The organism is Roseobacter insulae (genome assembly GCF_019375555.1).
Lineage (GTDB): Bacteria > Pseudomonadota > Alphaproteobacteria > Rhodobacterales > Rhodobacteraceae > Roseobacter > Roseobacter insulae.
This window is the reverse complement of sequence record NZ_JAHXDN010000008.1, coordinates 15,418-35,996: the sequence shown is the minus strand read 5'-3', so window position 1 is coordinate 35,996 and position 20,579 is coordinate 15,418. Positions and strand designations below refer to the sequence as shown.

The 20,579-nt window shown below is 62.0% G+C and carries 19 protein-coding genes; 3 read left to right on the top strand and 16 right to left on the bottom strand.

All coding sequences use genetic code 11. From position 1 onward, the window contains the following. Window positions 1–6 precede the first annotated feature (6 nt). The 10 genes from KX928_RS21840 to KX928_RS21795 all read right to left on the bottom strand — a co-directional run bounded on the left by KX928_RS21840 (window position 7) and on the right by KX928_RS21795 (window position 12,253). Complete coding sequence (locus KX928_RS21840; RefSeq protein WP_219506988.1) at window positions 7–543, bottom strand: hypothetical protein; 537 nt, start codon at window positions 541–543, stop codon at window positions 7–9. Next, window positions 543–4,613 (bottom strand): peptidoglycan-binding protein, encoded by a 4,071-nt coding sequence (locus KX928_RS21835; RefSeq protein ID WP_219506986.1) that lies wholly within the window; start codon window positions 4,611–4,613, stop codon window positions 543–545. The genes KX928_RS21840 and KX928_RS21835 overlap by 1 nt, the downstream gene beginning before the upstream one ends. A gap of 16 nt (window positions 4,614–4,629) precedes the next feature. Next, the gene (locus tag KX928_RS21830; RefSeq protein WP_219506985.1) at window positions 4,630–5,046 is read right to left on the bottom strand and encodes a hypothetical protein; all 417 of its coding nucleotides are present in this window, start codon (window positions 5,044–5,046) and stop codon (window positions 4,630–4,632) included. Window positions 5,047–5,073: 27 nt separating this feature from the next. Beyond that, complete coding sequence (locus KX928_RS21825) at window positions 5,074–5,616, bottom strand: hypothetical protein (protein ID WP_219506984.1); 543 nt, start codon at window positions 5,614–5,616, stop codon at window positions 5,074–5,076. A 9-nt stretch (window positions 5,617–5,625) separates the two neighbouring features. Next, complete coding sequence (locus tag KX928_RS21820) at window positions 5,626–6,852, bottom strand: hypothetical protein (protein WP_219506983.1); 1,227 nt, start codon at window positions 6,850–6,852, stop codon at window positions 5,626–5,628. Next, a complete protein-coding gene (locus KX928_RS21815) occupies window positions 6,849–7,316 on the bottom strand; it encodes a hypothetical protein (protein WP_219506982.1) in 468 nt (155 codons plus the stop codon). Before KX928_RS21815 ends, KX928_RS21820 begins: the two co-directional genes overlap by 4 nt. Before the next feature lie 8 nt (window positions 7,317–7,324). Then, window positions 7,325–7,867, bottom strand: a complete 543-nt coding sequence (locus KX928_RS21810) for a hypothetical protein (RefSeq protein ID WP_219506981.1) — start codon at window positions 7,865–7,867, stop codon at window positions 7,325–7,327. A 12-nt stretch (window positions 7,868–7,879) separates the two neighbouring features. Next, window positions 7,880–9,556, bottom strand: coding sequence for a phage tail sheath subtilisin-like domain-containing protein (locus KX928_RS21805; protein ID WP_219506980.1), 1,677 nt, complete (start codon window positions 9,554–9,556; stop codon window positions 7,880–7,882). A 39-nt stretch (window positions 9,557–9,595) separates the two neighbouring features. Beyond that, on the bottom strand, window positions 9,596–10,612 hold the full coding sequence (locus tag KX928_RS21800) for a hypothetical protein (protein ID WP_219506978.1): 1,017 nt from the start codon (window positions 10,610–10,612) through the stop codon (window positions 9,596–9,598). 246 nt (window positions 10,613–10,858) lie between these two features. Then, a complete protein-coding gene (locus KX928_RS21795) occupies window positions 10,859–12,253 on the bottom strand; it encodes an RNA polymerase factor sigma-54 (protein ID WP_219506976.1) in 1,395 nt (464 codons plus the stop codon). Between the two features lie 198 nt (window positions 12,254–12,451). On the opposite strand from KX928_RS21795, the gene KX928_RS21790 reads away from it, so the two are divergent. Both KX928_RS21790 and KX928_RS21785 read left to right on the top strand, forming a co-directional pair. Continuing rightward, window positions 12,452–12,931: a cupin domain-containing protein gene (locus tag KX928_RS21790; RefSeq protein ID WP_219506975.1), complete on the top strand. Its 480-nt coding sequence runs from the start codon at window positions 12,452–12,454 to the stop codon at window positions 12,929–12,931. A gap of 245 nt (window positions 12,932–13,176) precedes the next feature. Continuing rightward, entirely contained in the window at window positions 13,177–13,491 is a 315-nt protein-coding gene (locus KX928_RS21785) for a bactofilin family protein (protein WP_219506972.1), read from the top strand. A gap of 57 nt (window positions 13,492–13,548) precedes the next feature. On the opposite strand, the gene KX928_RS21780 is transcribed toward KX928_RS21785, so the two are convergent. From KX928_RS21780 to cuyA, 5 genes are all read right to left on the bottom strand, one after another. Beyond that, complete coding sequence (locus tag KX928_RS21780) at window positions 13,549–14,271, bottom strand: alpha/beta fold hydrolase (RefSeq protein WP_219506964.1); 723 nt, start codon at window positions 14,269–14,271, stop codon at window positions 13,549–13,551. After that, window positions 14,268–15,809, bottom strand: coding sequence for an ABC transporter permease (locus KX928_RS21775; protein WP_219506963.1), 1,542 nt, complete (start codon window positions 15,807–15,809; stop codon window positions 14,268–14,270). The genes KX928_RS21780 and KX928_RS21775 overlap by 4 nt, the downstream gene beginning before the upstream one ends. Further along, window positions 15,806–16,861 carry a quaternary amine ABC transporter ATP-binding protein gene (locus KX928_RS21770; protein ID WP_219506961.1) on the bottom strand — a complete coding sequence of 352 codons (1,056 nt, stop codon included), beginning with the start codon at window positions 16,859–16,861 and terminating at the stop codon, window positions 15,806–15,808. Before KX928_RS21770 ends, KX928_RS21775 begins: the two co-directional genes overlap by 4 nt. A gap of 95 nt (window positions 16,862–16,956) precedes the next feature. Further along, entirely contained in the window at window positions 16,957–17,922 is a 966-nt protein-coding gene (locus KX928_RS21765) for an ABC transporter substrate-binding protein (RefSeq protein ID WP_219506959.1), read from the bottom strand. 36 nt (window positions 17,923–17,958) lie between these two features. Then, window positions 17,959–18,972, bottom strand: coding sequence for a D-cysteate sulfo-lyase (gene cuyA, locus KX928_RS21760; RefSeq protein WP_505561834.1), 1,014 nt, complete (start codon window positions 18,970–18,972; stop codon window positions 17,959–17,961). Between the two features lie 192 nt (window positions 18,973–19,164). Between cuyA and KX928_RS21755 the strand changes: the two genes are divergently transcribed. Then, complete coding sequence (locus KX928_RS21755; protein WP_219506957.1) at window positions 19,165–20,079, top strand: LysR family transcriptional regulator; 915 nt, start codon at window positions 19,165–19,167, stop codon at window positions 20,077–20,079. Between the two features lie 62 nt (window positions 20,080–20,141). Here the strand turns inward: KX928_RS21755 and KX928_RS21750 are convergent, their stop codons facing one another. Further along, window positions 20,142–20,561 carry a response regulator gene (locus KX928_RS21750; protein ID WP_219506956.1) on the bottom strand — a complete coding sequence of 140 codons (420 nt, stop codon included), beginning with the start codon at window positions 20,559–20,561 and terminating at the stop codon, window positions 20,142–20,144. Window positions 20,562–20,579: the final 18 nt, after the last annotated feature.

Here is a 20,579-nt window from a genome sequence, read left to right as displayed (position 1 = left end):
CCTCCTTCACGGCGTCAACAGTCGGTTGATCAGTTCAAAGCTTTCCTCGGCGCCACGCCCGTCTTCCTCCGCCCGGTCGCGCCACACCCGCAGAAATGGCGTCATTTCACCGGACAGGTTGGCACGCTGGACGAATCCGGCGGCTTCCCTGCGAACGGTTTCGCTATGATCGGACAGCATCAGCTGCAGAACGGACATCAGCGCCTCGCGGTTGCGATCCGGGAAATACAGGCTGACGAGGAACTCGTAGCTGCGCAGGCGTACATGCTGGTTGCCGTGCAGCGAAAACGGCCGGATAACCGCCGCCTCCCCGGGCGCGGCCCCCGCGGTCAGGAACTCGATGCAGTTTTCCAGCAGGCTTTCGTTTGATGCCTGCCGTGCCGGATCGCTTGCCAGCCATGCCAGGATGATCTCGCGCACCTCCGGGCTTTTGAGTTCTTCTGCCAGTTGAGGATGGTCCTGCAGCAACTGCGCCCGCCGGAGCGCGTCTTCGGAGATCAGATAATCCTGCACGCCGGCAGGAAGGTTGCTCATGTCACTCATCAGAATGGCCTCACGTATCGGGATGCCCTGATCGCGTCGATTTGCGCCGGGATAAGGGGGGGCGCGATGCCAGGGTTGTTGAAATTCGTGTTCCACAGCCGTTTGGTGCTTGCGACGCCAGCGGTATCGATCGTGCCGTTGTGCATCAGGTTCGAGCGGTCGGTCACATTTGCCGCGGGCAGGTCGAGATGCCCCCCCACTGAATTGCGCAGATCGGTGGTGACATGGGTGACCTCATGCACCTCCGTGAAGTCGGTGACGCCGCCGCGCACACCGACAAAGGTAAAGCCCGCGCTTGTCGCCCCTGCCGCGACCCAGGCATCGGGGAAGGACTGTCCGCGGGAGCCTGCCACCAGCCCCCCGGCGGGCGGTGTAGCGGGGGCGGGGATCGGCGGCGCGTAAATGCGGGCCACGAAGACAATGTAAATGTCATTGGCATCGAACGTCGGAAGCGCGCGCACGGCATCGATCAGATCATTCTGGCTGGGTGAGGCCGCAAGGTTCGCGCCCGGCAGCGTGAAGCCCTCGACTGCCGGATCGACGGCAATCGCATCGGTATAGCGGGTTGGCCAGCCGGTGCAGGAGGCGGGCGGATCGATCACCGTCTCATCGACCTCGGCAAAGATGCCGCAGACCGCGTAGATCGCCCGCATGGTGTCGGACACATGGGTGCGGCGGGCATTGGTCAGCGCGCCGGTGCCGCCCGCGACGTCACGCACGTTGATCAGATGGACTCGAATGCGTCTGCGGTCCTCGGGTGCGCGGTCAAAGACCGGGTTGCTGGCCCGCATGGTGTAGCGCCGTCCGCCAAAGCCACCCGGCGAATATTCAAGCATCGTTTCATGATCGAGCGGATGCGCGTCGCTGACGGTGATGCGGCGCAGCCGGTGATTGCTTTGGCCCAGGGTGCGGGCCCCGGCATCGAGATGCGGTGCGGCCAGCCCGCTGTTGGTGGCCTGGTTTCGGTCCTGCGTGTCGGTAACAAGCATCAGCGCGCGTGACACGTAGGTATTCGCGGCACCTGTCAACGGCGGCAGGGTGATCGTTTCCACACCGGGGCGCACATCGTCATCGGACTGGTCGCCAAACCGCGTGCCCCATTCGGCGTCGATTTCTGCGCCACCATTCAGATCAACCGCGCGGGCAAAGAAATGGCGGGTGTCCGACCCCACGAAATTCGCCGCCTCGGCCACGCCGTTCAACAGGGCGCCCGTGGTCGTGTTGAAGGCGTTGTCCCACAGGCCCACACGCACGAAATCCACGGCGGCCGCCGCAGCGGTTGCCTGATTGACGATCTCGAAACTGCTGGTGGTGACGATCACGCGGTCGCCATCAGGCTCCAACCCGGCGATCCCGAGCTGGAACCCGGTGTCACGCGCGGCGGCGCTGATCTGCGCACCCTCGGCAAAAAAACGCAGACCGATTTCCCGCACGGGCGGTGCCGTTTCCGGCACGCTCGTATTGGCGAAGCTGTGGGGCAGTGTCACGGGTGTCTGACCAGCTGCGGGTATCTCGTCGGCAGACCCGAAGAGGGCAACCCGCTGGTTGATCCGGTTCAGCTCCAGATTACCGGCGAAGGCCGCCGGTTCCGCGCGCCGCACCAGCAGCAGAATACGTTGCGCGTTGCGCCCGATGTTTTGCACCTGCAGCGGGCGGCCCGGGTTTATCTTCTCCGCTTCCGGCAGCACCGGAGGATCGAGCGCCGCGAACAGCGGGTCTTCGGTGATATCGAGCGTCAGCCTGACCGTGGTCAAGCTGCGCGTGGTCGAGAACCCGGGACTGCCGTTCACCGTCAGTTGCAGTTTGATTTCCACATCGTCGAGCGCCGCGCTGGGGGTGGGGCCCCCTTCGGCAAAGAGCCGGATGCCCAGAAGCTCGAAATCGGTGCCCGAGAACACATTGTCGGTGCCGTCGAAGGTCAGTTCGTTGCCGCCCACAAGCGCGTCAAACAGGCGGACCTTATCGGCGCCCTGCTCGATGGTGACCGTCCCCGTGCCTTCAAAACTCGGGGTCGCAAGGAACACCACCGGGCGCCGCGCCGGCGAAGTATGGGCCCGTTTCAGCACCACGACATTCTCGACGGGGTCCGTGCCTGGCCCGCCGGTTGGCGGCGCGCCGACTGGTCTGGGCAGCTCGATTCGTGGGACCACCTCCGCGACGGACCGATCCACGATCACGACGTCAAAGTGATCAGCACCGCTGGCCAGACGCATGCACACCACCGGACCCTTCGCCTCGCTCAGGGGGGCGCCAACCGGACGCGCCACCACATCGGCATCCAGTTCGAGGATGAAAATGCCCGGTGTTTTCGGTTTGTCGGGATACTGGAAGGATCCGTCGGCTTCGGGGTGACGACGCAGCGGGGTTCCGGCGCGACCGCTGCCGGAACTGCTGGGCCGCTCGCCGTCCATATACTCGCCATCCGGCGCCGTGATGAAAAATGCGCCGGTGTAGGGTGTGCCGTCCTCGAACCGGATCGACCCCTGCACCACAAAGCTTGGGCTCGGCTCTGCCGCCTGACGGGTCAGTGGATCACCGCGAGGCAACGTGCCCGGGCAGGTCTCGTGCCGGGCGCTGTTGAGGTTGGGTTCGACAAAGCAGCAGCGGGTTGTCGTACCGCTGTCGTTCAGACACCATCCGCCCGCGACGCTGCCGGGTGACGGTAGGTTGACTGTATCAGGCTCAGCCACGTCCGCTGGCAGGTCCGTCGCGCGGGTGAACAGCAGTTCGGTCCGCCGGTTGGGACGCCAGGCGAAGGTTTCATTGCGCACCGGGTCCAGTTCACCGCAGCCCAGCCACTTCAGGATTTCGCCGGGGCAGTTGGGCAGGAAGCGGTCATCGGGCACGGAAAGGTTTTCGGCGGAGAGGTAGGCTTCGATCAGGACAGGCCATGTCGCGCCGTTCATCGCACCGGTGGGCGGCAGGCCGTTGGCCGTTTGGAAATCGCGTACCGCGGTGTCTGTCAAAGGTCCGTGATCGCCGTCGATCCGACCCTGGTAGAAACCGCGATCCTGCAGCATCTGCTGGTATTCCCGGGTACCCCAACTGTCGCGCAGGCTGAGCGTGGTGCCCGGTGTCCGCATCTGGCGGATCTCGTTCCATTCGTCGATGGCGGCCTGCGGATCATTGCCGAACCGCAGCATGGCAAAGACGCTGCGCGCGCGGCGCTCTGACAGGGACTGATTGTAAGCGTTCGATCCCGTCAGATCCGTGTGCCCGACCGTCACAAGGCGCATATCCGGATTGTCGGCGGCAAATCCGGCGACCTGGCGCAAGACATGTTTCAGGCAGGGTTCGACAAAGGCGCTGTCGAACCGGAAATGCACCAGGAACCGCAGTGCGAGCGCCGCGGTGTCGCGCAGGACGATCTCGACCTCGGTGGTCTCTCCCGCCCGGACCGCAGCGGTGGCAACACCGGAAAGATCTCCGCCGTCGGCGGCGGCACCGGGCGCAGCGGCCCGAACGGTGAAGCTGCCGGCCGGAAACGGGTCTTCTGTCCAGCGGTTGTCCTCGCGATTGGTCAGCGGGCGGTCGTTGATCTCTTCGCCGTCCTGGGTTGTGCCTGCAACGGTGACGTTCACGCCCGAGGGATCGAAGCCCGGATCCCCCTCCTTGATGACGGTGACGACAAGAACGCCCTCGTCCTCGGTCACGGGTGGTGGTGGCGGTGGCGGCGGGGGCACTTCCGGCTCGGGTTCGGGGGCTTCGGTGTATTCGCGCAGCCGCAGGCGGTACTCGAAGGCATCGGGCAACCCGGCCTGTTCGGCAATCTCGAACCTCTCGATCAGTACGTCTTCGAGATCGGTGGCGCTGACGATATCGGCGGCAAAGGTCAGCGGCGCGGCCGCGCGGTAGGCTTCCCGAAGCCCGTTCAGACCTTCGCGCGCCTCTGGTCCACTTTGCACACCCGTCAGTTCGATCGCGGCCCCCGCCTGTCCCAGCCGCTGAAAGAAGTCGCCCTCAAGGGCGGGAACATCGTGGCGGGTCAATACCTGATCCTCGTCCAGCTGGATCAGCTGGACCTGCTGAAGCTCGATCTCTCCGAGCATCGGGCGGATCGGTGGCGCCATGTTCCGAGCCTCTCCGTTACGCTTTCAGCGAGTTGAGGTGGCCCACGATCGCATCAATCAATGCGATAATCTCACCTTTCACTTCGTCAATGGAGGGAAGCCCGCCCACGACATCCGCAATATCGGACACCGCATCGAAATCGTCCGCATTGTCAGGCAGCAGAGCCTTGGCGGCATCCACGAAACCTTTCACCTGCCCGGTAAACTCGGCCGCTTCCGCCAGGCCGGGAATGGCACTGACGTCGAGGTTCTGCACTTCGGTTTTCAGCTTGCCCATCAAGTCGATCAGCGTGTCCAGAAGACTGTCGATCTGATCGGGGATGATGGATCGCAACGCGGCAATCGCCGGCTGGATCACACTCACTTTTTCGTCGAGGAAGTCCTTGAAATCCTGCAGAACTTCCTTGAGGTCTTCAAACAGGTTGTCTGCCATGCTTCTTCTCCTTTTGTGTGGTGGCGGTTACGTGCGGCCGCCGCCGTTAAGTTGCTGCAACCGTTCCAGCAACCCGCTGAGCGGCGCCACGAAACGCTCCAGTCCGGTGGCGAAATCGGGCATCAGATCAAGCCCGTCGATGATGCCGTCCAGCAGCCCTTCGGCCTCGTCCAGAATGTCGTCATCGAGCAGGCCAATGGCCTCGGGCTCTGCCGGTTCCTGAAATTCCCTAAGCACCAGCGCGTAGGCATAGCGGTCCGGCTTGCCAGATACTTCGCGGGTGCGAAAATCGTCTATAATGACCTGATCAATTTCGGCATCCGCCACGATGTCCGCGACGAAGGGGATCGGATCGCCGGCCTCAAACAGCTCGGTCACGGTGCCAAGCACCTGCTGTGCGTCCGGTCCGCTGGCCACGCCTGCCACGAGGATCGCGGTGGCGTGACGCCCCATGTTCTGAAAGTAGCTGCCCTGCATCTGCGGTGCGCGATGCTCGGCCAGCGCCCTGGCATCACGCAGCCTGAGCGTCTGGACCTGCGGCAGGGCTATTTCGTCAAGCATGGGGCGCATATCGGTTCCTCATACGTCTATGCCGTGGCGCCGCGCCTCGTCGCGCAGAATTTTGGCAAGCGCGTCGCCCAGATCGGCGCGGTCGAACCGCGGCGGATGCGGCATGGTGCGGGTGGTCTGGGGCGCGGGCTCCGGTGGCTCATCTTCCACTGCGCCCTGCGCCCGGGTCAGGGCCGCCCGGTCGGCGGGCGCGATGATCGCGGCAACCGGCGGGGTGAGGTCCGGCTGCGGGGGCAGGGGTACGGGTGTGTGATGCGGCGGCGGTGCCAGCGTGTCGCGGTGCAGGGGGTCGCGCGTGTCCGGAGGTGCCGGGTCCACCAGTTGGGGGATCGCTGGCCTCTGTGCCGAACTGTCCTGTAATGGCTGCGGTGCGGGGTGACCGACCCTTTCGTTGGGTGGGGTGTCGGCAAACTGCGGGTTGCGCCGGACCTTTTCACGGGGGTGTGCCATCGGGTCGCCGGGGTGCTGAATGGGCGCCGTGCCGAGGGCGGAAAACTGTGCTGCGGTCCCGGGGCGTGAAGCGGTGTTTTGCCCGGTGGCGCGGGGTGGCGGCGACAGAAGGTGCCGCAGAAGAGCGATTGGCGCGGCAATACCTGCCACCGGCCTTTCCCAGACATCTGACAAGCCGCGGGGCCTGTCCTGTGGCACGCCATGCGCGGATAACCTTTGCATTGCCTTGGACCTGAGGGGTTCTTTCCAGTCAATTCCGGCATCGGGCAAGGGGCTGCGTCCCGGTCGTGGCCTCCGCGCAAGGGCAATTGCTGATGGTTGTGACCCACTAGGCTTTTCCAGAAAGGACGCCTCTGTTTTCGACCACAGCCTTAACCTGCCGCCGCCAACCTTGGCAGGCAGCGTCTTGATGTCAGCGCCGGCGCCGGGCGCGACGGCAGTGGCCTTACTGGGCGACGGTTTCAGAAATGACGGTTGACGCCTTGGTGGCACGGGTGTCGCAGGTTTGATCGGCGCTTTACCCAAGGGCCTTGGCGCGGCTTCCTGTGCTGTTTCCGCCAGCGGCGCGCTGCACCAATGATGCAACCCGCTGCCCATAGGTGGCCCCAGCCGCAGCCTGGTATCCTTGTGCAACCAGTCATGCTGGCGGGCCGCGCGCTGCCAGTTTTCCAACACCACCGTCTGCGCCCGCAGTCGGCGCAGAAACACCGCCGCACCGCGACCGGCACCCGCCTGTGCCGCCTTGCGCAACCGCGAGGGTGCGGCGGATGCCAATGGCCCGGTCATCCGGCCTGTGCCTCGCGCGTGCCCATTTCCAGATAGAGCAGGATTTGACCGATCGTCATTCCGCTCACCTCCTCCGGGGTCCAGCCGAATTCGCGTGCCAGCACGAAACAGGCCTTTGCCAGCGGCGCCTGCACCATCTCCTCCAGCGCGTTTTGCGGCAGATCAATGCCGCTCAGGGCGTTGATCTGATCGACAAGGTGCCGGGCCAGACCTGCTGGCAGCCGTTCGACGTCGCGCAGCGACAACTCCGGCGCCACCAGAGCCTGCTGGATCATCAGCGCGGCAGACAGGTTTTCATCCTCCTTCGAGGCCCGCGCGATCACCTGCAAGTCCCGCACAGTGAGCGGGCGCAGTTCGACCTGAGCCGGTGCCGCGCCGTCGTCTGTGCCAAGATGCTCGGGCGGGATGTCGTGCAGGTGCCGCGCCGACGCGCCAGCCAGCAGTTCTTCGCCTGAAAGTGTCATGGTTTCCCTCATCCTTCCTGATCAACGAAGGCCGGGCCTGCCGACACGCCGCTGTCATCATCGAAATCGGCGATATCGACGCTCTTGGCGCGGAAACTCACTTTCTCCATCACGATGTCATCTTCGGGAAGCGCAAAGGCCCAGCTTTGGAATTTCACGCCATTCAGCGTCAACCTTGCCTGCCCGACGACCGCTGGGTCATTCAGTTGCAGGGTCATGTTGAATTCCGGCTGGAAGGTGCGCTGATTGTTGTCGAGAAAGGATTTCCGCCCCATCAGAAGACCCAGCAGCGCGCCGTTGATATAGGCTCTGTCCGCCTCGCCGCAGATGTCGATGTTTCCTTCGTGCAGCGATGTGACATGGCGAAAGCCGATCTCGTGAAAGCTGCGCAGATCGGTGTCGACCGTGAAGCGCACGCCGGTCACGCGCCCCACTGCTGTCGCGATTTCGTAGCGGGAGATGATCGATTCCGCATCGCCGCCCGGCGGCGTGTCGAGCGGCGCAAGCGTCAGCGTCGCGTCGCCACCGGTGAATACATTGGTGTTTGCCATTTTTTCGTCTCCCTATTCGAGGAACATCGTGACTTTGATGAAATCGATGCTGAACGTCGGGCGCAGCACGATGGTGACCCGTGCGATGCCGCGGATTTCGTCATCGCGGGTGGCGGTGACCTCCAGCTCGTAGCTGACCAGCTGTTCGTCGATGACCATTTCGGCGAGGAAGCTGTTGATGGTCGACTGCATCGCCGCACGGACCCGCTCGTTATTGAGCAGGCCGATATACGGGTTGGCCGCAGAGCGGACGCCGAACACCGCGAAATCCACGATCCGCCGCGTGGTGATCTGGTGCCAGGCGGTGTTGGTCGAGGTGGTGATCCCCTTGACGGTTCGGAACCCCAGCTTTTTCTCCAGCGCCAGAACACGGGCCTGCACCAGCCGCCGCAATTCGGCCTGGGTGTACTCTTCTTCCAGCCCGGCGACGGACAGTACCTTGTTGGTCAGGCTGCGGTTGATCGGCGCCCCGGAAATCATGCCAGCGACGGCCGCCGCGGCATACCCACCGGAAAGCGTGACCGGCTCACCGGTCACAACGTCGGACACCGTGACACCCGGTGCGACAAAGACGATGCGGTCGCTGTTCAGCGTATGGCCGAGGATGTCGTCAAGATCAGCCTCGAAGGGTGATCCGATCACGCCGATGCGCTCACGCTTGTTGGTGTCGGAACTGGCGGACGTCACATGCGCCGTCAGGTCTGCGCCAATCGTGCCGCCATTGTCCTGCCCGGCCGCGACGATGATGAAGGCCGGTTCGTTGGCAAGCGCTTCAAAGCCGTTATTGTAGCTGGCACCGGCAGCGCCGTTCGATCCGCCGCCAAAAAGCTGGAATTCCGTGGTTGTGGCAAAAGCGGTGGGTATCTCGCCAATGTTGGGGTTACCGGCGGTGCCGTCCAGTTCGGCAAAATCGGAATCTTCCAGCAGATCCGCGAGATGCTGCCCGTTGACGGCGGTGAAGGTCTCTTCGTTCAGATCGTGGCGCAGTGTTACTTTCACCGCGTCGTCCGACCGCACGACATAGGTGGCGATGACGGTGTCGGCGCCCCCCGGTTCTTCGCCGGCAGGAAAGGTGAGGTCTCCGGTTGCGAGGTCCACCTGCACCTCGCCTGCAGCAGGCGCCGCACCAACGACAACCGTGCGGTCCACCGCCACGGTCGATCCGCTTGCCAAGACGGCAATGCGGTTGCGCGCACTCTCCACGATTTGCGTGTGGGTCAGGGAAATCGGTACGGGACCGTTATGCGTTTCATCCGCGATCACGGCGTTTTCCTCCGCCGGCGAGATGTTGATACCCAGATCATTGCCCCAGTTTCCGGGGGTTTTGGCCAGCAAGGTGCAGCAATCGCCGCCGGCGGACTGCACGGTGAAACTCGCGTGTTCAGCCACACCGGGTTGACCTTCCGGCACCGAGGCCCGAACAGCGATCACATCGCGCGCGCCGTGGTCATAGGCCAGATCGATGGCGCGGATCAGGGTCAGTTCGTCGCCGGGGTTGTCCGGGTCGAAGGCATCGGCCTCGCCAAACACCTCCCGCGCCTCCGCGGTGGAGCCGATGATGACAGGTTCGTTGACCGGTCCCTTGCTGGCGGTGCCGACCATTCCGATCGCGCTGATCGACACGACACCGGGGATGATCAGGCCTTCTGGGCGGACGGCAACCGACACGCCGGGTAATATCTGTTCCATGGCATTCTCCTGGTCTGGCTGGCGTCTGTCCCGATAGGGTCAGCCAGCTCTCTGGTGATCCGCGTCCACGCGGAGGTAAAGAACGGCAGGCGCAGCAAAGGCCGGCGCGTCATGACGAATGGCTAGAAAATCCCGCCCGGATCGCAGCGTGATCGGACGCGGAAACTGTCTCAGATGCGGGATGTAGATGTCGTTGACGGCATCGCTGTCCCAGTCACCCAGATCGAACGGGTCGCCGGGCGGGCCAAGCGCGGTCAGAAAGGCCGCTACGCTGGGGAAGCTGACCTGTGCCTGAAGTTGCGGTGCGTCACCATCGCCGACGGCATCCAGAAAAGCATCGAGCGTGCCATGCACGACCGGTGCGCCTGGCGCCCCCGCGACACCACGCTCCAGCGTGACTGCGCCGCCGGTAAAGCCACCGGGCAGAAACCCGATGCCAAGGATTGCCTTGGCGCGTACCTTGCGCGCCCCGCCAGTGGACCTCACGATCAGTGACGGCGCGCCATCGTCGTCCCAGCGGCGCATGTCGTCGATCACCGTGTCCACGGTGCCTGTGGGTGATCCGGTTTCTTCGAGATCGGAGCGGATGGGAATACGCACAATGAAGCTCTCCGCATCATCGTTGTCGCGCCCGTGATATTCGTAGAGGAACGGCAGATCGGTCGCTTTGCGCCAGGCATTCAGGGAAGGCACATGTTCTGCCGGACCACTGTCCGACACCGCGAGGCGAAGGAACCCGGCGCTGCGCAGGCTGGCGCTGGCGCCCATGACATTGGCCTGCACCGTTTCCATGCCGCTGTCGACCGCGTTGGGCGAAATATCCCATAGTTCGATCCGCGCGACACCGTCGATATGCAGCCCGCGCAGGGCGGCGACCGGCACACCCAACCGGGTTTCAGCGCCGCGCCGGTCGCCCAGGCCCAGCCGGCGCCCTTTAACAGACACCAACTGCACGCTGTTGTTGGGCAGTGCCCCCACGGCACCGGGTACAAACGCGCTCAGGTGCACGTTCAGGACTTCGCTTATCGCATCATCAAGAGGCAGCGGTGGCGGCATAACGTTGCAGGATCCTCGAAAACACTTGCACATGCGTGGCACCCATCCCTCCGCGGAAGGATCGGCAACTGCTTGTGGTAGATGCAATTTTCGTGCCAACGTGTGGAAAGGGTTAAGGCTTTGTTAATAATCGATTTTGCCTGAGAACGCGGCGCGCGGGGTGGGTGGAATGCGCCCCACGGGCGTGTCTGTCGGCCGCGGCGCGATGCGAATTGTCCCGTGAAGCGAGCGGGTTAGAGCGTTGGTTCAGGTGGGTGTTTTTGGACCCACCCGTCGGCGCGCGGCAGCCGGTGGCGCGCCTTGCGACGCGCGGTATTTTGCAACCGTGCGCCTGTCGATCGTAATACCGGCGGCACACAACTGACCGGCAAGCCGTGCGTCACTCAGCGGGTTTGCAGGATCTTCTTCCGCAATCAGCCGGGCGATCCTGTGCTGCAATTCGTCGACGCCAAGGCCTGTCCCCCGCACCGACCGCCCCATGAGCCCGCGCAAGGGCATATGCCCGCGCGGCGTCTGTGCGGTCAGCACCCCCATGACCCGGCCAACCGTGCTGGGATGTCGCCCAACCGATGCCGCGAGCGTTACCTGCGTCAGGGGGGCAGGGGCATCAGCACCATCCAGATAGGCAGCCTGCCGGCTGACGAGCTCGGTTGCGACGGCGAGGATGGTCGCATTGCGACGTTCAAGAGCGGTGTTCAGGCGGTCGGCCTCGCGACGCGCCTGTGCATCGATACCCGGCAGCGTGGTGATTTCCGGCAGGGATGCGGGGTTCAGAACGACTGTCCAGATGCCGTTTTGCAGCATCACCAGCAGGTCGGCAGCGCCGGGCGGCGTGACCGGGCCTGCGCCAAACTGGAGGCCGGGTTTGGGATCAAGCCCCCGCAGCGCCCCAACCCGATCCACAATCGCGGCCTCAGTACCGCCGCAGGCTTCGGCAAGGCGTGTCCAGTCGCCCTTGGCCACAAGCTCCAGATGGGACAGTACCTGCATCATCAACCGGTCCAACTGACCGTTCTCTGCCGCTTGCAGCCTCAGGCATTCTGCCAGCGACCGGGCAAATATCCCGGTTGGTTCGAACCCCTGCATCCGGGTCAATACCGCTTCGACCTCTGCGAGCTCAGAGCCGGACACCTGCGCGACCTGTGTCAGCGGTTGCCCCAGCCAGCCCCATGGTTCCAGAGCATCCAGCAGGGCCATGGCGATGCGCCGGGTGCGGGCCTGCCGGAAACTCGCGCCGATCTGACGTGTGACATGCGCAACGAGGCTTTCCGGCGCGGCGTGATTTTCGATGCCCCTGTCGGTATGCGGAGGGCGTATGCCGATGCAGGGGTTTGTGCGTGCGGCGCGCCAAAGCTTTCTTGTCACGTCCCCATTGCTCAGCGACAGCAGGCCGATGGCCTGACGCAGCGACGGGGTCATTGACAGCTTTTGTGTTTGTCGCGTCTGCAGCTTGGGTTTGAGATGCATTGCCGATCCCGATTGCCACCAAGGGCTTTGCCAGAGAACGCCGCCCTGCGTCTGGCGCGGCCCGGTTTCAGGATCAGAGTATGACAAAAACCGCTGCATTTCGACCCGTCGGGCAGTGATCCGACATCCAACAGGGCCAAGGGCGGCGGTGATGCCCGCGCGCTGATCCCGCATTCGGGCCTACGGACCTCTTGCGCCGGGTCGCCTCAGACGTCAGTTTACAGGCGGAGGAATATCCGGCGTGAACCACGCAGGGCATTGAGCTGAACTCCGCTGCCGGTCACAACGCCGATGGATGGGACCGTCGGAAACAGCTTGCTGCGGATCGCCACCGGTTGCCGGTGCGCGTGTGGCGTATATCGGGAGAACATAATGACGATCACTAAATCCGGCACCGCGAAAACGGAAGCAGGCAAAGAGCATCCGCTTGTCGGGCGCTACTCTGCCCAGTTGATTAGCGACACCGGTCAGCTCACGCAGTTCGGTGCCTTTATCGAGACCTTGCCGCCCGGCTCAAGCTCTTCTCTTATGCATTGGCACAGCAACGAAGATGAGATGATCTATGTTCTGACCGGGGACATCACGCTCTATGAAGGGGACCATGCATCGCAACTGGCACCCGGCGATGCGGCCTGTTTCAAAGCGGGCGATCCTGTCGGGCATTGTCTGAAAAACCTGTCCGATCAGGATGCAAGTTACATGGTGATCGGCACCAGAAGCGATCAGGACACGGTGACCTATCCCGGACGCGACCGGCGGCTTATCCGCAACGGCAAAGCGCGTGAATGGACGGATGAAGCAGGAAACCCGGCGACAAGCGCTTACGATGATCCACCCGAGGCAACCCGGTAACGCCGCTGACCACGGACAGCTCACCTGACCTGCGCGGCAATCTGACAGTGGCGGAGACCCCACCGCGCTTCACCAAGCGCTGCATGGCGCGTGTCAGGTATCGACCGGTATCGTGCGACATGCCGGTACGCTGACGGCGCGCCATAGGCCCATAATTGCTTGCCGAACGATGTGATCGCTTGCAGAGGTGTTCAATCCGGTCGTTCCGGTCTACGGTTTCTCACAGACGCAGAAAGGAAATCAATTTGGCAAGCTCAGTCATCGAAGAAGACCTGATAATTGAAGGCAACATCAAGTCGGGTGAAGGAAATGTGGAAGTCAAAGGCAAAGTGATGGGAGACGTCACCGCGCAATCGGTCGTCGTGCAGACGGGTGGCGCTATCGACGGAGCATTGTCAGCAAAGACGGTTGTTATCGAAGGCAAGCACAAGGGCAAATTGCAGTGTGACGACCTGAAACTTGCTTCTACGTCGTCGGTGCAGGCGGATGTTTCGGCCCAGACAATGACCTCCGAAAGCGGGGCGAAGGTCGCCGGGAAAATCCAGATCACCGGCAAGTGACACGCATCCGCGTGGCTGGACGTTTTCACATCGGAAAGATCGGCTTTCGACAGCGGTTCAGGACGTCAGAAAGTCGGCAACAATCCGATTGAAAAGGTCGGGTTTTTCCATGTGTACCGCATGGGCACAGCCCGGGATCACCGCAAGGCTTGTGCTCGGAATACTGCGCCACAAACGCTCGATCTGACGCCAGAGATAGGTGCGATCCTGATCGCCCCACAGCACCAGTGTTTCCAGCGGGTTGCCGGCAAGGTAGTCTGTTCCTGACCAGCCTTGCATCGCATCCAGACCGGCGTCGAATGCCATCGCTGCACTTTGTTCCGCGATCCGTGCGCAGGCGGGATATTCAGCAGCGGCCTCCGTCTCGACAAACCATGTCGCGGCAATCCGGCGCGCTGTGCTGGCGACACCATCTTCCTTTGCGCGTTGCTTGCTTTGCGCGATGGTTTCAAACCGGCCGGGCAGCATGCCCACGGCGCCCGTGCCGTAGAGGATGAGCTTTTCAATGCGATCCGGCACCTGATGTGCCATCTGCTGCACGATCATGCCCCCCATGGAATGACCCATCAGGTGAAACGTCGTGATGCCTTTTTCGACCAGATGAGCGATGATCCAATCGGCAAACCCCTCAATCGTAGCAATGGGCGGCAGATGGTTGTTTTCTCCGAACCCCGGCAGATCGACGGTAACAACTGGGCAGAGCTGTTCCAGATATTCACGTTGCAGGTCCCATTGTGCGCTGCCGCCCATGAACCCATGGACCAGAACCAGCGGTGTCACTTGCGTTGTCCCTGCACGATCCGGTCGAGGATCATCGCGCAGAACAGGATTGCGAACCCGGCCAGAATACCCTGGCCGACGTTGGCGTATTGGAGCGCTTCAAGCACGTCCTCTCCCAACCCTTTTGCACCGATCAGCGAGGCCACGACCACCATCGCCAGTGACAGCATGATCGTCTGATTGATTCCCGCGCGGATCGAGGGGCTGGCCAGTGGCAGGTCCACCCGGGTGAGCAGATACCACTTGTTGGCCCCGAAGGAGATCGCTGCTTCGCGAACGCTTTCCGGCACCCCCCGCAGCCCCAGCACCGTGAGACGCACCACGGGTGTGCCGCCAAAGATCATCGTGGTGACGACAGCCGCCGGCTTGCCGGTGCCAAAGAAGGCAATGACAGGGATCATGAAGACAAAGGCAGGCATCGTCTGCATGAAGTCCATGATCGGCTGAATGAAGGAGTAAAACCGTGGCCGCCGGGCACAGAACATGCCAAGCGGGATGCCGATCAGGATCGAGAGGCAGGCCGCCGTCCCCAGCAGCGCCAGTGTTGTCATCGCTTTTTCCCAGAACCCGAGCAGCCCCATATAGGACAGGAATGCCGCCGACCAGATTGCGGTTCGAATGCCGGCGGTCAGCCATGTCAGCAGGATGATCAGGCTGGCGATCACGATCCATGGTGTGCTGACGAATATCAGCTCTAGCGCATCAAGGATCAGTCTGATTGCATAGGTGATCAGGTCAAAGAGCGCCTCGCCGTTAGCAACACAAAAGGCAAAGAAGGCTTCAACCCATGCGATGCTGTTCAACCGGTACTCGGGGTTGGTCGGGAATTCGCTCAACAGCGTGAAACGACCCGGGAAACTGTAGTGCATCATCGCCGCGAAGGCGATCAGCACCATGAACACCGCGCTGAAGGCCATCTGCGCCACTGGCAAACCAGAGCGGATGGACCGATCCGATAGCCATTCCGAAAAGCGCGCCTCAAGCGCCCAGTTCGCCACCGTCGCCTGAACCGCCTTGACCAGAACGAGCAGGGCGACCCCGGTGAGGGCGATCCAGATCCCTTGTCCGGCCAGCACCTCGGCTTCGGCGCGTATCCCGCCGATCGCCGCCTGAAGGGAATCCACCGTGCGCTGGTAGACATCCACCTTGTCGGAACCGCTTTCGATGGCGGCGGCCAGCTGTTGCTGCCGCAACTCCAGGGTGCCCTCGATGGAGGCGATCCGCTCGCGCGCGTCGGCGGCAAGATCGCCGAACAGCCCGCGGGCGATTTGCACGAATGCCAGCGTTTCTATGATCAGGAAGGGCAGGGCCCACGACCACAATCCGCGTGCGCCATACCAGATCGGACCAAAGAGACCGGCCATGGCATTGAACGTCGCGGTGAATTTCGCGCTGGCCCCGATTTTGTCGAACTGGGCGATGTAGTAGTCCGGCGCGGTGCGCACAAAGGCGCGGATGTTATCCCGGCGCTCTGCCGCATAGGCGCGCGCGACGTCCGTATCCGTGGCTTCAAGCGGGTTTTGGGCAGTGTCCATCATGACATTTCCGTTCCTTCAACAACAGTGCGCAGAATGTCGGCGCGTGTGATGACGCCGACATCGCGCCCCTGATCCTCCACGAGGATCGGACTGTCGCGGTCGATTGCAAGGTTGATGAGCGTGCTGAGCGTCTCACTTTCGTTCACGCGCGGCGCGTCCGCGGAAAGCGGGCCCCTGGATTGGGTGAAGGCGTCGATATCCTGCATGACCGCGTGCGCCCTGACCACCTTGAGGCGTGATATGCCGGCGACAAAATCAGCGACGTAGTCATCCGCCGGGTTCATCACGATCTCCTCCGCCGTGCCGGTCTGGACAAGGCGGCCATCCCGCATGATCGCGATGCGGTCCCCGATACGGACGGCTTCGTCCAGGTCATGCGTGATGAAGATGGTGGTCTTTTTCAGAATCTGGGAGAGCCGGATAAATTCATCCTGTAGCTGTCGGCGGATCAGCGGGTCCAGCGCACTGAAGGGTTCATCCATCAACAGAACATCGGGGTTTGCAGCAAGCGCGCGCGCAAGGCCCACACGTTGCTGCATCCCGCCCGAAAGCTCATGTGCGAATTTTGATCCCCAGGCGCCAAGCTCAACAATATCGAGGATGGCGGCCGCCTGTCGCATGCGTTCATTCTTGCTGACTTGCCGGATTTCGAGCGGCATCGCGACGTTGTCGAGCACCGACCGGTGCGGCATCAGGGCGAAATTCTGGAAAACCATTCCAATCTTGCGGTTGCGAAAGGACTGCAGGTCGTTCGGCGCCAGCCCCATCACGTCTGTGCCCTCGATCAGGATTTGCCCGGCGGTGGGTTCCAGCAGGCGGTTGAAGTGCCGCACCAGCGTGGATTTGCCGCTGCCCGACAAGCCCATGATACAGAAGATTTCTCCGCGATTGACTGACAGGCTGACATCCGCGACGCCCACAACGGCATTGTGCTGTGCCAGAACCTGCGCCTTGTCGAGGCCTTCCTCGTAAATGGCGCGCAGAGCTGCCTCGGGGTGGGCGCCGAAAATCTTCCAGACGTTATTGATTTCGATAACGGTGTCATCGCTCATAATGGCAAATCCATGAGTTCATCGGCGCAGTCACCTGCGGTTTGGCCGGGCCTGAGCGCTGTCAGGCCCGGTGAAGACGTGGGAAATGCGCCCGTTCAGAGACCGAGCCAGGCGTCCACGCGTTCTGGGTTCGCTTCGACCCACTCGCGGGCAACTTCCGCCGGATCCCGGCCCTTGCCGCTGATCTCGAAGGCGAAATTGCTGACGTCATCCGCCGTCAGGGAAAACCGCTCGAAGAACTCCGTAATCGCCGGTGACCGGTCCGCCAGCGAGTTGGACCATGCGATCTGCACTTCCTTCAGCGCATCCTTTGAGGCGACCTTTGACTTTTCATACCAGTCTGCATCGTCGGAGGGCTGAATCATCACGTATTTTGCCGGATCGTAGGTCGGCTCGCTCAGCATCTCCACATCGAACTGATACCAGATCGCATGGGGTTTATAGCAATAGAACGCGTAGCCTTCGCCCTTGGCGATGGAGTCCTTTACCCGCGCCGTCTTGACGCTTTCCTCGGCTCGGATCGGCTCCACGAAATCAAGCAGACCGTAATCGCGTACCTTGACCTCGTTCACATTTGCAGACGCCCAACCGGGTGCCCCGATCCACATCTCTCCCTTGCCGTTGCCGTCACTGTCCATCAGGGCAGCCACGTCCGGACGGCCCAGATCGGCGATGTCTGTGATGCTGTTGGCCTTGGCGAAATCCTGCGAGACGCAGAAGCCCTGATTGCCTTCGTAAGGGTTCGACGACAGGGTCACTGTGCCAGCGCCATCGACGTATTTCTTGGTGAAGCTTTCCTGATTGGGCAGCCAGACGTCAGGATGTACGTCAATATCGCCCTTTCCCTGATCCATGGCCTGAAAGATCGTGGCGTTGTTGCCGGGCACCATTTCCGCCGTCCCGCCGATGCGCATTTCGACCACGGCTGCCAGCAGGTGGGCAATGGCCTGTGCGCCGGTCCAAGAGGGCACGCCGATTTTGACTTCTTCCGCGGCAAAGGCCGGCGCGGTGAATAGCCCAACCGCTGTCGTTGCCGTTATGAGGGTCTTCTTGAATGACATAAGTGTTTCTCCTTGTTGGTGTTTTTGATTTTTTTATCAGTCTGTGTAGCCGTGCAGATCAAAGGTGTCGGGATAGCCGAACAGCGCGGCACTGCCGCCAGTATGCAGGAATACGACGTTTTCCATATTGCCAAAGTATCCCTGCCGAATGAGATTTATGAGTCCATCCAGACCCTTGCCCGAATAGACCGGATCGAACAGAAGCCCTTCGGTTCTGGCAAGCAGCTTGACCGCCTCTTTCATGCCTTCGGTGGGCAATCCGTAGCCCGGCCCGACATAGTCGCAATTGGCCCGGACGTGTGTGCGATCAATCTGCAGGCCGGTCCCGAGGTAATCCGCCGTCCGCTGGGCAAGGTCAAAGACCATCTGCTCCTGCTTTTCGCGTGGCGCACGGACACCGATACCCAGAAGGTGAATGTCACTGCGAATGGCGGTAAGCCCGGTGACGAGCCCTGCCTGCGTGCCTGAACTGCCGGTGGCGTGGACAAAGGCGTCAATCTTCAAGCCGACATTGGCCGCCTGTTCTGCGACCTCGCGCGCGCAATTCACATACCCAAGGGCGCCGATCGGGTTGGAGCCGCCGCCCGGCACGATGTAGGGCACGCGGCCGTCCAGCCTCAGGTTCTCCGCAAGGGTGGCCATTTCGGCGTTCATATCGACGCCGTTGCCGCGTTTGGAGACCGTCGCCCCGTGCAGGCGGTCCATCAACACATTGCCGTTGAGATTGTAACTTGCGTCATTGAACCCGGTACGATCCTCTAAGAGGATGTGGCAGGCCATGCCGAGCTTGGCGGCCGCCGCCGCGGTCTGGCGCGCATGGTTCGATTGCGTTGCGCCCTGCGTGATGATGGTGTCGGCCCCCTGCGCCTGTGCATCCGCCATCAGGAATTCCAGCTTACGGGTCTTGTTGCCGCCGGAGGACAGGCCGGTGCAATCGTCGCGCTTCACCCACAGGCGTGGCCCGCCCAGTTCTTCGCTGAGCCTGTCCATCGGCTCCAGCGGAGTAGGCAAATGTCCAAGGCGCACCTTTGGAAATTGCGCCAGGGTAATCGAGAGATCTTTGCAAAGACTTGCAGTCATCTCAGGTGTCTGGTCTTCCGTTTGCTCGGACATGAGATTGTTTTCGGTCACGCATTGGCATCCTTCACATGAGTCAGGCAAAGTCTGCCCAATGCTGGCGTGGAAAAATAATGCTTTTTTCTTTGTGCACCCATACATATTGTTTGCCTGAGAGGAGATCGCATGGACCTGCAATGGCTCGACGATGTTTTGGTGCTTCTGGAAGAAGGTAACATGACCCGCGCTGCGTCGCGCCGAAACATCACGCAACCGGCCTTTTCGAGGCGTATCCGCGGGTTTGAGGACTGGCTGGGTACCAAGGTGCTGGAACGCGGGGCGAACTCGGTCGACATCAGCGCGGCATTGAGCGCGAACGAGGCCGAAATCCGTGCCTTGATCGGACGGGTCCGGGATCTGCGCAGCAGGATCGCACATTTCGATCCGGCGAGTTCGACCGTCTCCCTGTCCGCACAGCACGCATCTGTCATTTCCACTTTTCCGGACATGGCGGTTTATGCAAAACGCCATTTCCCTTCCGTCAAATTCAGGCTGCGGCCCGGCAATCTGGGGGATTGTGTCACGATGTTCCTGCGCGGCGATACCAGCGTCCTGCTGTGCTACGAATCCGATAACGCGGGCCCGTTGCCCTTCGGCAGTACCATCCGGCGCGCGATCTGGGGCAATGACTACCTCATCCCGGTCGTCGGCGGCGGCCTGCGCTACGCGGTCAGGGATGACGGGTCCCTGCCGGTGGACGCACCGGCGATCGTTTATCCTCAGAACAGCTACTTCGGCAGCGTTCTGACTACCGCGCAGCGACCGTTCGGGACTCTGACGCTGAGCGAAAACCCGGTCTGCGAGACAGCGTTTTCCAGTGGGATCAGGGAACTGGTGGTGAACGGCATGGGTGTCGGCTGGCTTCCCTACAGCATGGCGCACAAGGAAATAGAAAGCGGCGACCTGATTTCACTGTCCAATCACTTTGGCCGGGAACAACTCAAAATCGTGCTCTATGCCGACAGTCGGGACCAGACCGCGACGTCGCTGCTGGACATCTGGAGCGTGGACAAGCGCCAGGCGCGGCCCGAGGTGTCATGAAACCGGCGGACCGCCATTGCTGTCGATACGGGCGCGCGCGAAGGATGCACCCACAAACCCGGTCAGATGGTTTTGCGTGTCAGCAGATTGATGGCATGGATAAGCGCGTCGATCTCGATGGGTTTGGCAAGCGTGAGGTCGGCGCCAAGGTCGCGCGATATGGTAAGAAGGTTGGACATGCCCTGATTGTGAATTGCTCCCGAAATGGCGATGATCGGCATTGTTTTCATCCAGGGCTGCAGTTCCCAACCCAAGGGACCGCGCAGCTTTGAAATCAGGGATATCCCGCCGTCCGGGATGGATTTCCTGTTCTTCTGGACAATGATGTCCGTGATCAGAAGATCGAATTTCTTTGTCTTTATGGCCGCGAATGCTTCGGTGGCCGACGCGCTGATCGTAACGGTGAAACCTCTCGATTCAAGTACATCCCTCAACACCGACGCGAGATCAGTGTCATCTTCCATTAGCAGAATATCGAGCAAGAGTATCTCCGCAATACT